General features: G+C 70.5%; 9 protein-coding genes and 1 other RNA gene. 9 read left to right on the plus strand and 1 reads right to left on the minus strand.

Going from position 1 to position 12,089, the window contains the following annotated elements; translation table 11 throughout:
* Positions 1-176: 176 nt before the first annotated feature.
* From D9V37_RS10865 to D9V37_RS10895, 7 genes are all read left to right on the plus strand, one after another.
* Complete coding sequence (locus tag D9V37_RS10865; protein ID WP_121806172.1) at positions 177-1,787, plus strand: ABC transporter substrate-binding protein; 1,611 nt, start codon at positions 177-179, stop codon at positions 1,785-1,787.
* The gene (locus tag D9V37_RS10870; RefSeq protein ID WP_121806173.1) at positions 1,787-2,749 is read left to right on the plus strand and encodes an ABC transporter permease; all 963 of its coding nucleotides are present in this window, start codon (positions 1,787-1,789) and stop codon (positions 2,747-2,749) included. Before D9V37_RS10865 ends, D9V37_RS10870 begins: the two co-directional genes overlap by 1 nt.
* Positions 2,749-3,690, plus strand: a complete 942-nt coding sequence (locus D9V37_RS10875) for an ABC transporter permease (RefSeq protein WP_121806174.1) — start codon at positions 2,749-2,751, stop codon at positions 3,688-3,690. Before D9V37_RS10870 ends, D9V37_RS10875 begins: the two co-directional genes overlap by 1 nt.
* A gap of 35 nt (positions 3,691-3,725) precedes the next feature.
* The gene (locus D9V37_RS10880) at positions 3,726-5,801 is read left to right on the plus strand and encodes a dipeptide ABC transporter ATP-binding protein (protein WP_158604442.1); all 2,076 of its coding nucleotides are present in this window, start codon (positions 3,726-3,728) and stop codon (positions 5,799-5,801) included.
* A 56-nt stretch (positions 5,802-5,857) separates the two neighbouring features.
* Positions 5,858-7,852: a CocE/NonD family hydrolase gene (locus tag D9V37_RS10885; RefSeq protein ID WP_121806176.1), complete on the plus strand. Its 1,995-nt coding sequence runs from the start codon at positions 5,858-5,860 to the stop codon at positions 7,850-7,852.
* Between the two features lie 157 nt (positions 7,853-8,009).
* Positions 8,010-8,327 carry a helix-turn-helix domain-containing protein gene (locus D9V37_RS10890; protein WP_232524860.1) on the plus strand — a complete coding sequence of 106 codons (318 nt, stop codon included), beginning with the start codon at positions 8,010-8,012 and terminating at the stop codon, positions 8,325-8,327.
* 51 nt (positions 8,328-8,378) lie between these two features.
* The gene (locus D9V37_RS10895) at positions 8,379-9,539 is read left to right on the plus strand and encodes a tyrosine-type recombinase/integrase (RefSeq protein WP_121806178.1); all 1,161 of its coding nucleotides are present in this window, start codon (positions 8,379-8,381) and stop codon (positions 9,537-9,539) included.
* Between the two features lie 236 nt (positions 9,540-9,775).
* On the opposite strand, the gene rnpB is transcribed toward D9V37_RS10895, so the two are convergent.
* Positions 9,776-10,178: RNase P RNA component class A (gene rnpB, locus D9V37_RS10900), an RNA gene on the minus strand.
* A 38-nt stretch (positions 10,179-10,216) separates the two neighbouring features.
* Between rnpB and D9V37_RS10905 the strand changes: the two genes are divergently transcribed.
* Positions 10,217-11,020 (plus strand): S-methyl-5'-thioadenosine phosphorylase, encoded by an 804-nt coding sequence (locus tag D9V37_RS10905; RefSeq protein WP_232524861.1) that lies wholly within the window; start codon positions 10,217-10,219, stop codon positions 11,018-11,020.
* Entirely contained in the window at positions 11,017-12,036 is a 1,020-nt protein-coding gene (locus D9V37_RS10910; RefSeq protein ID WP_121806179.1) for an NAD-dependent epimerase/dehydratase family protein, read from the plus strand. The genes D9V37_RS10905 and D9V37_RS10910 overlap by 4 nt, the downstream gene beginning before the upstream one ends.
* Positions 12,037-12,089 lie beyond the last annotated feature (53 nt).

The following is a 12,089-nucleotide window of genomic DNA, read 5'->3' on the forward strand; positions in this document are numbered from 1 at the left end:
ATTGGGTAAGCGACCAACAAGCAACGACGCTTGCTCCGTCGATCCGTGGAGGTCTCCATGAGCAGGCGCAACGTCGGCCGCATCGCATTGCGAACGCTGCGAGGTCACCGTTGATCGCACGCCCTTTGGACAGGCGCCAGGTGCTCCGATCAGCGTTAGCCCTCGGAGCCGGCTCGATGGCCGCACCGGGTCTCGCCGCCTGCGGCAGTCCGGCCGCCGAGGCTCGCTTTGCCTCGACGACCTCCTCGCCGCCGGCCTCCTCTCGACAGGGCGGTCTGCTACGGGTGGGACCACTGGGTGACGGCGGGAACTACGACCCCACGACCAACCTGTTCGACTACCCGCAGATGCCGCTCAGCTCGATCTTTGAGGGGCTCACGTCGTACCCCATCGGTCGCACCCAATGGCGGCCGCTGCCACAGCTGGCCACCGCCGTGGTCAAGAGCGCCGACCAGCTGACCTACCGCTTCCAGGTGCGCGAGGGAGTGCAGTTCCACGGCGGCTTCGGCGAGCTGACCGCCGCCGACGTGAAGTACTCCTTCGAGCGTGCCGCCGGGCTGATACCCCTGTACCCGGGCGCCCCGAAGGCCAGCGTGTCCTACTACGGCTCCGACTTCGCCGGTCTACAGGGCGTGACCACGACAGGCAGGTACACCGGTGAGATCCACTTCGCCGAGCCGTTCGTGCCGTTCGAGACGATCACGATGCCCTTCGCTACGAGTGGGTGGATCACCTCCGAGAAGGCGATCGCTGAGCACGGAGCGCAGGCGGGTCTGCATCCGATCGGCACCGGGCCGTATGAGGTGGTGAGCTACGAGGCCAACTCACACATGACCCTGCGACGGTTCGCGGGCTACCACGGCCACAACCGGATGCTCGGCGCGCGCAACGCCTTCGACGAGATCGAGCTGCTCCTCAGTCCCAGCAACGGACGCTCGACGGGCCAGGCCCTCACCGTTCCCATCGAGAGCGGCGAGGTCGACTTCACCGACACCCTGGGTGCCCTCGACGTCGGCCTGCTCGCCGGCGACCGGTCCTACACCGCCTACCGCGCCCAGCAGCCACTCAACTACTTCTTCCTCGCGATGGACGTCAGGCACCGGGGGCTGGAGGACGCACGGGTGCGCCGGGCGATCCGCACGGCGCTGGATGTCGACGAGATCAACCTGGCAAACCGGGTGCTGGCCTCGTCGCGGCTGCAGGCCCCGGTCCCGCCGCAGCTCGAAACCGGCTTCTGGGCTGCCGCCCCCACCCGTCGCCGCGACCTCGCAGCGGCTCGTGCCCTGCTGCGCGAGGCGCGGGCGGAGAGCCTGAGTCTCACCATCGCTACGCCCAACATCGCCTTCACCTCTGGCGATCCCACTGCGGTCATGCAGGTGATCCAGTCCAACCTGAAGGACGTCGGCATCGACGTCGAGGTCGTACAGACCGCTCCGGACAGCTTCGTCACCGACCCCGGACGCGGAGCGCTGCTGTGGGCCAACTTCGCCGGAGCGCCAGACCCCTATTACCAGCTCGAGTGGTTCGCCTGCGACCAGATTGGAGTGTGGAACTACGCCGCGTGGTGCGACAAGACCTACTCCTCGATGCTGCAGCAGCTCGGGACCACCACCGATCCGATCCGGCGGCAAACCATCGCCGAGCAGATGCAGTCGCGCATGGACGCATCATGCACGACGGTGTTCGCATCCGAGGCGGTCAACTTCGCGCTGAGCCGCGCTGGTGTCCACGCCGCGTTCGACGGCAACGGGAACGCCCAGCTCCACGGCTTCTACCGGACACGCTGATGCTGACCTACATCATCAAGCGGCTGGCGCTCGCCCTCCTGGTCCTCGTTCTGGTCACGGTCTTGCTGGTGATCCTCGTGCAGCTCGTGCCCGGGGATCCCGCCCGCGCCATCCTGGGCAACCACGCCACCCCGGACCTGATCGCCCAGGTGCGCGCGAACCTGGGGTTGGACCGGTCCGTGCCGCACCAGGCCTGGGACTTCCTGAGCCACGCCGTGCGCGGTGACCTGGGCGACGACTACCTGACGGGGCAGCCCGTGACCTCGGAGCTGGGTGCCTCGCTGGTCGACACGGCAGTGCTCACCCTCGCCAGTGTCGTGCTCGCGCTGGTGGTCGGAATTCCGGCGGGGATCGTGGCGGCCAACCGACCCGGCGGGATGGTCGACGCAGTGATTCGCGCCGTCTCCGTGGTGCTGCTGAGCATGCCCCCCTACGTGGTGGCGCTGCTGCTCCTGCTCTGGTTCGCCGTCGACAACCACGTCCTGCCCGCACTGGGTGCCGGGGACCTGTCGCAACCCGGCGACTACCTGCAGCACCTCGTGCTGCCGGCGATCGCGTTGGCCGTGTTCTGGTGGGCCTACCTGGCACGTTTGGTCCGCGCCAGCATGCTCGAGGTGCTGTCGCAGCCCTACGTGCGCACGGCGCGCGCCTACGGTCTGCCGCCCCGCGTAGTCACCCTGCGAGTCGCCCTGAAGAACGCGCTGATGCCGGTGACCGCGCTCACCGGGCTGCTGCTGGGCTACGTGCTGGCCGGGACGGTGTACGTCGAGGTCATCTTCAACCGGCCGGGGATCGGCAGCCTGGCAATCTCCGCGGTGGCGACCCGCGACTGGCCGGTGGTCAGGGCGATCATCCTCGTCTACGCGGCCGCCTTCGTGATCGGCGGCCTGCTCGCCGACCTCGCGTACCGGGTGCTCGATCCCCGGCTGCGGCTGGAGGACGGGTCGGGGGTGTTCGTCTGATGGCCGTCGTCCAACCCAGCGCCGTCGGCGGCGTGCCGGCAGCCGCCATCGCCGCGCCGGAGCGCCGCTGGCGAGACCTGCTGCGGCAGGTGATGGGCCGTCCCAGTGCGGCGGCCGCCGTCGTGGTCGTCCTCCTCCTTGTTGCGGCGGCGCTGTTGGCGCCCGTGCTGACCCCCTACGACCCCACGCACATCGACGTCTTCGCCCGACTGCAGGGACCCTCTATTCGCCACTGGCTCGGCACCGACTCGCTGGGTCGCGACAACCTCACCCGGACCCTGTACGGCACCCGGGTCGCCCTCGTCATCGCCGTGCCCTCGGTGGTCGGGGCCTTCGTCGTCGGCGGGGTGCTCGGCCTGCTCGGGGGCTACCTCGGTGGCTGGCTCGACCGGGTGCTGGTGGTGGTCTTCGACGCCTTGGTCTCCTTCCCTTCGGTCATCCTGGGCCTCGCGCTGCTGACCCTCCTCGGACCCTCGGTGGCCAGCGTCATCCTTGTGATCGCCACCGCGCTTGTGCCCTACTACGGGCGGCTCGTCCGAGCCCAGACGCTCGCCGAGCGTGAGGTGGGCTACGCCAGGACCGAGCGTGCGCTGGGTGCCTCCCGCACCCGGGTGCTCCTGCGCCACCTCGTGCCCAACGTCGTGCCGACGCTGCTCACGGTGGTGGCCATGGACGTGCCCGGCGCCGTGGTCGACGCCGCCGGCCTCGCCTTCCTCGGGCTGGGCGTGCAGGCACCCACCCCCGACTGGGGGGTCATGCTCAACGACGGCTTCACCAACATCGCCGGCTCGCCGTGGGGCGTGGTCGGACCGATCCTCGCGCTGGTGGTGATGACCAGCGCCTTCCTGGTGCTGGGCGAGTCGGTCCGCGCGGTGCTCGACCCGCGGGGGCCGGCCCCACGCCGCTCACGCCAGTGGACCTTCCGGAAGGCGAGCCGATGACCAGTACCACAGCCACAGTGGATCTCACGCTCAGCGTGAGCGACCTCTCCGTCCGCTACGACAGCGGCACATCCTCTCGCCTGGCCCTGGATCGGGTGAGCCTGGAGATCGGGGCCGGGGAGATCCTCGGGATCGTGGGGGAGTCCGGCAGCGGCAAGTCCACGCTGACCAGCGCCATCACGGGGTTGCTGCCCGCCAACGGCCAGGTGGTCGGTGGCTGCATCAGGCTGCAGGGCCGCGACCTGGGCGCGCTCGACCCCGACGAGCTCAGGTCCGTGCGCGGCTCGCAGGTGGCCGTCGTGTTCCAGGACCCGACGACGAGCCTCAACCCGCGGCTGCCCGTCGGCGCCCAGCTCGAGCAGGTGCTCGACGCCCACGGCGCGGCGCGCGGCGCCGACCGGACGTCGCTCCTGGCCTCGAGGCTCGCCGAGGTCGGCCTCGCCGACCCCGAGCGCGCCCTGACCCGCTACCCGCACGAGTTCTCCGGCGGCATGCGGCAGCGCGTCATGATCGCCATGGCGCTGCTGCTGGAGCCCGCGCTCGTCATCGCCGACGAGGCCACCTCGGCGCTCGACCTGACGCTCGAGGCCCAGATCCTTGAGCTCCTGCTCCGACTGCGGGACGAGCGCGGCACCTCGCTGATGTTCATCTCCCACGACCTCGGCGTGGTCTCACAGCTGTGCGACCGGGTAGCCGTCATGTACGCCGGACGTGTCATCGAGGAGACCTCCGGGACAGCGGTCCTGGCCAGCCCGGCGCATCCCTACACGCAGGCGCTCGACGCGGCCACACCCACGGCGAGCTCGCAGCGCCGACGCCTGGCCTCGGTACCGGGGCGCATGCCCGATCTGACCGCGCCGGCCACCTCCTGCAGCTTCGCCCCGCGCTGCCTGCACGCCGCCGAGGTCTGCGAGACCCTGTCTCCCGAGCTGCTGACCACCTCCACCGGTCGGGCGCGCTGCCTCGTCTACGACCCCGAGCACCAGTCGACCTGGAAGCGTGAGCCCGTCGTCGCGGATTGGCAGCCCACCGAGGCCGCGGCTGAACCCCGGGGTCCCGCCGTGTCGAGCGAGGAGCCCCCGCTGGTCCTGGTTGACGACCTGGCCGTGCACTTCGGTGGGACCAGGGGCCGGTGGCGCCGGCACCGGACCACGATCAGGGCCGTCGACGGCGTCTCGTTGCGGGTGCACCGTGGGCAGATCCTGGGAGTGGTGGGGGAGTCCGGGTCGGGCAAGACCACGCTGGGGCAGGCGATGGTGGACCTGCTGCGACCCACCCGCGGGTCGGTCGTGTTCGACGGCACCGCCACCAGCTCGCTCTCGGGTGCGGCCCGGCGAGGATTCCGGCGTCGGGTGCAGATGATCTTCCAGGACGCCTACGCCAGCCTCTCACCGCGCATGCGCGTGAGCGAGCAGGTGACCGAGCCCTACCTCATCCACCGCGTGCCGGGCTCGGAGCGTCGCTCGGCCGAGGAGCTACTGGCATCAGTCAACCTTCCTGCCTCGGTCGCGCGGCTGGTTCCGTCCGCGCTGTCCGGGGGGCAGGCCAGGAGGGTCGGCGTCGCCCGAGCCCTCGCCGGTGGTCCGGACCTGATCGTGGCCGACGAGCCCACCTCGGGGCTGGACCAGTCGGCAGCCTCGGCGGTGCTCAACCTTCTCACCGACCTCCGGGATCGCACCGGGGTCTCGGTGGTCCTCATCAGCCACAGCCTCCCGCAGGTCAAGGCGGTGGCCGACGCAATCTGTGTCATGTACTTCGGCCAGGTGGTGGAGCAGGGTCCGGTGGACGTGGTCACCCGCGATCCGGGTCATCCCTACACCCAGGCGCTGCTCGCCCTGGCCCCGGATCGCGAGCCTGGTCGGCGGTTGGCGCGGCGCCGCCTCCTCGTGGCGGGCGAGGTGCCCTCGTGGGGGGACCCACCAACCGGCTGCCGCTTCCACCCGCGCTGCGCCTTCGCCCGCGACGTGTGCCGAACCACCACGCCCCCGCAGGTCCAGCTGTCCGACGCAGGCCACACCGCGGCCTGCCACTTCGCCGACCTGGTCGCAGCCGGACAGCTGGAGCCGACGCGGCCGGCACCGGTCGCCGCAGGCACCGCCGCCACGCCCTGAGCGATCCCTCCCACCCGCGTCCCGCACGTCCCGTCCCCTCTTGGCATAGGAGCCCCATGTCCTCGGTCTGGACCCACCGCATCGAGCACGGTGTCCGCATCCCCATGCGCGACGGCACCCTGCTCTCCGCCGACCTCTACCTGCCCGACGGGGAGGGCCCGTGGCCGCTGGTGCTGGAGTACCAGCCCTACCGCAAGGACGAGGTCGACTCCGAGAAGCGCTTCTACACAGGCCTGCCGGAGCACGGGTATGTCGTCGCGCGCCTCGACGTCCGCGGCACCGGTGCCTCACCCGGGACGGTCAGCGATGAGTACGTCGAGCAGGAGCAGCAGGACGGGTACGACGCCGTCGAGTGGCTCGCCGAGCAGCCGTTCTGCGACGGCAATGTCAACATGATGGGCATCTCCTACGGGGGCTTCACCGCGCTGCAGGTCGCCGCCACCCAGCCGCCGCACCTGCGCTCGGTGATCCCCATGCACTTCACCGACGACCGCTACCGCGACGACTGCCACTACGTGGGCGGGCACCCCCGGATGTACTACGACATCGGCTTCTACGGCACCTTCATGGTCGCCTACAACGCACTCCCGCCCGACCCGTCCTGGGCCGAGGACTGGGCCGAGGTCTGGCAGCAGCACCTCGAGGGCGACGAGCCGTACCTGCTCACGTGGCTGAGCAACCAGACGGACGGTCCGTACTGGCGCCACGGCTCCGTCGGCGACATCGCGGAAGACATCCGCTGCCCGGTCTTCATGATCGGCGGCTGGGGCGACGGGTACCGCAACGCGCCGCTGCGCCTCTACGAGAAGCTGACCGTGCCGGCCCGGGTGCTGATGGGCCCCTGGAACCACGCCGTGCCGGACTCCGCCGTCCCGGGTCCGCGGATCGACCACCTGCACGAGGTGGTGCGCTGGCTCGACCACTGGTGCGGTCGCGAGGGCGGGGACGCCGGGCTCGACCCGGCGCCCGTCGTCGTCTACGAGCAGCACTTCGAGCCACCGGTGGACGCCGACCGCACCCTGCAGCCCGGCTGCTGGCGGGCTGAGCGCAGCTGGCCGCCGGCCGGTGCTGCGACGACCACGCTGCACCTGGGAGAGGACGGCACCCTGGCCGCGGACGCCCCCGACCCGGGGCAGGACACGCTTGTCTACGACGCGACCGTGGGCACCCACGGCGGACTCTGGTCGGCGGGGGTGGCGTTCGGACTGCCCGGCGACCAGCGGCCCGACGAGGCCCGCTCGGCGGTCTACACCACGGAGCCCCTGACCGAGGACCTCCACCTCCTGGGCCGGGCCACGCTCACCTTGCACGTCTCGACGAGCGCCACAGTGATCGGTTTCGTCGCCAACCTCAACGACGTTGCTCCCGACGGGTCGTCACAGCTGGTGGCCAAGGGAGTCCTAAACGCGACCCGGCGCGAGTCGCTCAGCACCCCGCAGCCACTCGAGCCCGGCCGGATCTACGAGTTACAGATCGAGATTGACACCACGTCGTGGCGCTTCCAGCGCGGTCACCGTCTTCGGATCGCCGTCGCCAACGCCGACTGGCCGAATATGTGGCCCACGCCCGAACCCGCCACCAGCCTCCTGCATTGCGGTACCGGACACCTCTCCCGTCTGGAGATCCCCACCGCGCCAGCCACGCCCGAGGTCGAAGCGCCCGTCTTCCGGGCGGCACCCGACGAGCCCGAGCCCCATCTCTCGCTCGCCCACGCACCGACGTGGCGCGTCGAGCGCGACGCGCTGAGCCGGCAGACGTGGGTGCGCTACCACTTCGACTACGCCGAGCGGGTCAACGCCCACACTGTCGTCGAGCGCAGCTACGACTTCGAGACCCACGTCGACCCCGACGACCCCGCCCGTGCGAGCGCACACGGCGCGCACACCAGCACCATCCGTCGAGAGGGCACGACGACCGTCGCGGTCGCCGGGACGACAATCACCGGCTCACCCACCCACTTCCACCTCACCACCCAAGTGCAGGTCCACGTCAACGGAGTTCATCGAGCTGCCCGCAACTGGACAATCTCTATCCCGCGAGAGCTGTGCTAACCCGAAGCCGCTTCACCGTTGTTGACAAGGCCAGGTGCGGACGGCGGGGTCACCACTCGCGCGTCTCGACGGCCACGACACGTCCAGGCTGATATGACGGGTCTGGCCAGACGGCTCCGAGATCAAGCAGGGCCGTTGCGCCGGCAGTCAGGCGGCGGTGAGCACGGACAACGTGATTTTCGTCTTCCGTCAGGACAGGCACTCTGCATCCGGGTGCTATCGCCGCACATTGGAGGCAACCGTGGACGTCACGACTTCGCGCACGCGCGACCTCGACCAGCACAGCGATGGTGAGCTGCTCACGCTGGCCGAAGTAGCCGACTTCCTGCGAGTTCCGGTCAACACCTTGCGCTACTGGCGACAGATCGGTCGCGGACCGCGCTTCTTCAAAATGGGTCGACACCTGGTCACGAGCGCGGCCGACCTGCGAACCTGGGTGCAGAGCCAGAAGGACGGGGCATCGCCGGTCGCGTGAGCATCGGCTGGGCCGACTGCGACGCGTCCATCGGCATCCTTGAGGAGAGTCATGGCCAGCATTCGCAAGCGCAGCGTCAGCTGGACTAACTCCAACGGGCGCGTACGAGGCGCCTCCCGCTACGAGGCGCATTTCCGTGACCGCGCCGGCCAGCAGCACCGGCGCATGTTCGCGCTCAAGAAGGAAGCGCAGCAGTGGCTGGATGAGCAGACAGCTGGGTTGGTCGTCGGACAGTGGGCCGATCCGCAGGCCGGCAAGGAGTCGTTGGCCGCGTTCGCGGAGCGCTGGCGCCAGCGACAGGTGCACGCGCCGACGACCGAGGCCGCGTTCGAGACCAGTCTTCGAAACCACATCTACCCGGTGCTCGGCCCAGTGCGGCTGGACTCCATCACCTCTGCCGACGTCCAGAGACTGGTCAAGCAGTGGAGCTTGACGGCTGCGCCGTCGACCGTTCGGCAGCGCTACACGGTGCTGTCCATAGTGCTCAGAGCAGCCGTACGGGAGCGGGTCATCGCCGTGACACCGTGCGAACGGATCAAGCTGCCCAAGGTGGCACCGGCCTCGAGCCTGGTGCCCATCTCTACAGCAACGGTCCTCGCCCTGCGTGGGGAGATCGCAGCTCGCTACAGCGCACTGATCACGGTCGGCGCCGGGACCGGAATGCGTCGGGGAGAGCTCCTCGGTCTGACGCTGGACCGGGTCTCGTTCGACTTTGCAACGATCCGGGTGGATCGCCAGCTGGTTCGAGCCTCAGTCGGTGACGAAGTCCGGTTCGCCTCACCCAAGACCGACGCCTCGGTCCGAACCATCCCCGTCGCGGACGTCGTCCTCGACGCCATCCGGGCGCACCTCGAGACGTTCGGCACTCACTCTTCGGGCCTGGTGTTCTCCTCTGCGATCGGCACGCCGCTTCGAACGAGCACCCTGTGGACCGCCTGGCGGGCGGCAGCGCGACGCGTCGGTACAACGGCCACCCCACACGACCTGCGTCACTACTACGCCTCCCTGCAGATCCAGGGCGGCACCTCCATCAAGGCGTTGCAGGCGCTACTGGGCCACAAATCGGCCGTCGAGACATGGGACACCTACGGCCACCTCATGGGCGACGAGGACACCCGATCGCGGACAGTGGTGCAGTCCGCCTTTGAGGGCCCCGCTGTCAGAGGCGTCGGTACGGAGCCCATCCCGTTACGACCTCCGAACCCTCGCTGAGACGGACATCGCCAACCGCTACGGCGGAGACGTCCGCGTGCGTCCGCAGACGTGCTCGCGAGGGCCGGGCGATGGGTCGGCGGCCGCCGACGCCGGGGCCGACGTGCCGCCTCTGGGACCCGCCGGAAACTGCCTGTTCGAGCCGGCTGGCGAGGGCACCGAGTGAAAAAGTTGTGCACAGTATGTGCACAGTAGAGGCCTCCGAAATGCGTTTGCCCAGGTCAGAGGCCTAAAAGCGGACGGGCTGGCCTGTAGGCCGGGTTCTGTCCCCGGGGCCGTTGCCGGCGCCCGGTGGGCGACCATCCATCTACGACGACCGTTGCCGGCCGCCTCCTGCAGTCCACCCGCGGACGATGAGGCGGGCCGCCTCGTCCGCGCGGACCCTCCGGGGAGGGTCCTTCTTGACCTTGCTCCAGGCGGGGTTTGCCGAGCCGCGACGGTCGCCCGCCGCGCTGGTGGTCTCTTACACCACCGTTTCACCCTGACCGCTGCCGTGAGGCAGTGGCGGTCTGTTCTCTGTGGCACTGTCCCGCGGGTTTCCCCGGGTGGGTGTTACCCACCGCCCTGCCCTGTGGAGCCCGGACCTTCCTCGACGTCCGCCCCCGTGGGGGTGTGCGCCGCGGTCGCCCGGCCAGCCCATCCGCACGAGCAGGATAGGCCCTTGAGAGGGTGGGTGCGTGCCTGACATCGCGGTGATCGGCGGCTCCGGCTTCTACACCTTCCTCGACGACCCCGACGACCTGCGCGTGGCGACGCCCTACGGCGAGGTCGCGGTCTCCGTGGGGAACGTGGCCGGGCGTGAGGTGGCCTTCCTGCCGCGCCACGGCGCGCACCACGAGTACCCGCCGCACGGGGTGAACTACCGCGGCAACCTGTGGGCGCTGGGTTCCCTCGGGGTCCGGCAGGTGCTCGGCCCGTGCGCCGTGGGCAGCCTGCGGCCCGAGCTGGGCCCCGGCACCCTGGTGCTACCCGACCAGCTGGTCGACCGCACCAGCGGCCGCGTCCAGACCTACATCGAGGCCGGGGCCTCGCACGCACCCTTCGCCGACCCGTACTGCCCACGGATCGCCGAGCACGTGCTGGCCGGTGAGCCGGAGGTGGTCGGTGGCGGCACGATGGTGGTGGTCGAGGGTCCTCGCTTCAGCACCCGCGCCGAGTCGCAGTGGTTCGCCGCCCAGGGCTGGTCGCTGGTGAACATGACCGGGCACCCCGAGGCCGTCCTGGCCCGCGAGCTCGGCCTCTGCTACTCCGCGCTGGCGCTGGTGACCGACCTCGACGCCGGCCTGGAGGTGGGCGAGGGCGTCGGCCAGGCCGAGGTCTTCCGGATCTTCGCCGAGAACATCGAGCGGCTCAAGGCGCTGCTGGGCCGTGTGATCGCCGACCTGCCCGACCCGGCCGGCTGCACCTGCTCGAGCTGGATGGACGGCGTCGAGCTCGCCTACGAGCTGCCCGCCGAGCTGCCGTCGTCGGAGCGCTCGTGAAGGTGCTGCTCACCGGCAGCGCCGGGTTCATCGGCGGCGCCGTCTCGCGTCGGCTGCTCGAGCGGGGCCACGAGGTGGTCGGCCTCGACGCGCTCATCCCCGAGGCGCACGGAGCCGGCGCCGTCGTGCCCGAGGGCACGGTCCTCGGCGATCTGCGCGAGCCGCGGGCCTGGGAGCACCTGCTCGACGACGTCGATGCGGTCTGCCACCAGGCGGCGATGGTGGGCGCCGGTGCGAGCGTGGCCGACCTACCCTCCTACGCCGACCACAACGACCACGGCACCGCGCAGCTGCTGGCGGCGATGAGTCGCCACGGGGTCTCCCGGATCGTCTTCGCCTCCTCGATGGTGGTCTACGGCGAGGGCCGCTACGCGTGCGAGGAGCACGGGCTGCGCAGCACCGGCGTCCGTCCGGTGGCCGACCTCGAGGCCGGCCGCTTCGACCACGCCTGCGACCTGTGCGGCCGGCCGCTGCAGTGGCGCACGGTGCCCGAGGACGCGCCGCTGGACCCGCGCAGCAGCTACGCCGCGAGCAAGCTCGCCACCGAGCACTACGCCCGCGCCTGGGTGCGGCAGGCGCCCGGGGATGCGACCGCGCTGCGTTACCACAACGTCTACGGCCCGGGCATGCCGCGCGACACCCCGTACTCCGGCGTCGCGGCGATCTTCCGCTCCGCGATGGAGCGCGGCGAGGCGCCCCGGGTCTTCGAGGACGGCGCCCAGCAGCGCGACTTCGTGCACGTCGACGACATCGCCCTGGCCAACGTGCTGGCCCTGGAGCAGCAGGGCGAGGGCTACCGCGCCTACAACGTCTGCTCGGGACGGCCGGTGACCATCGCCGAGGTGGCGCGCGTGCTCACCGGGCGGGAGCCGACGGTGACCGGGGAGTACCGCCTCGGCGACGTCCGCCACGTGGTCGCCTCCCCAGAGCTCGCCGCGAGGGAGCTGGGCTTCCGGGCGCAGGTGATGCCCGAGGACGGGCTCGAGGACTTCCGCACGGCCCCGCTCCGGGGGTAGTCCAGACCGAGTAGCACCGATGTCGACTTCCGGACCGGTGCTACTCGGTCTGG

The organism is Nocardioides mangrovicus (genome assembly GCF_003674065.1).
GTDB lineage: Bacteria > Actinomycetota > Actinomycetes > Propionibacteriales > Nocardioidaceae > Marmoricola > Marmoricola mangrovicus.

Coding starts and splice junctions, on each gene's coding strand:
- D9V37_RS10865 (WP_121806172.1), top strand. CDS start 177: ATGGCCGCACCGGGTCTCGCCGCCTGCGGCAGTCCGGCCGCCGAGGCT.
- D9V37_RS10870 (WP_121806173.1), top strand. CDS start 1,787: ATGCTGACCTACATCATCAAGCGGCTGGCGCTCGCCCTCCTGGTCCTC.
- D9V37_RS10875 (WP_121806174.1), top strand. CDS start 2,749: ATGGCCGTCGTCCAACCCAGCGCCGTCGGCGGCGTGCCGGCAGCCGCC.
- D9V37_RS10885 (WP_121806176.1), top strand. CDS start 5,858: ATGTCCTCGGTCTGGACCCACCGCATCGAGCACGGTGTCCGCATCCCC.
- D9V37_RS10895 (WP_121806178.1), top strand. CDS start 8,379: ATGGCCAGCATTCGCAAGCGCAGCGTCAGCTGGACTAACTCCAACGGG.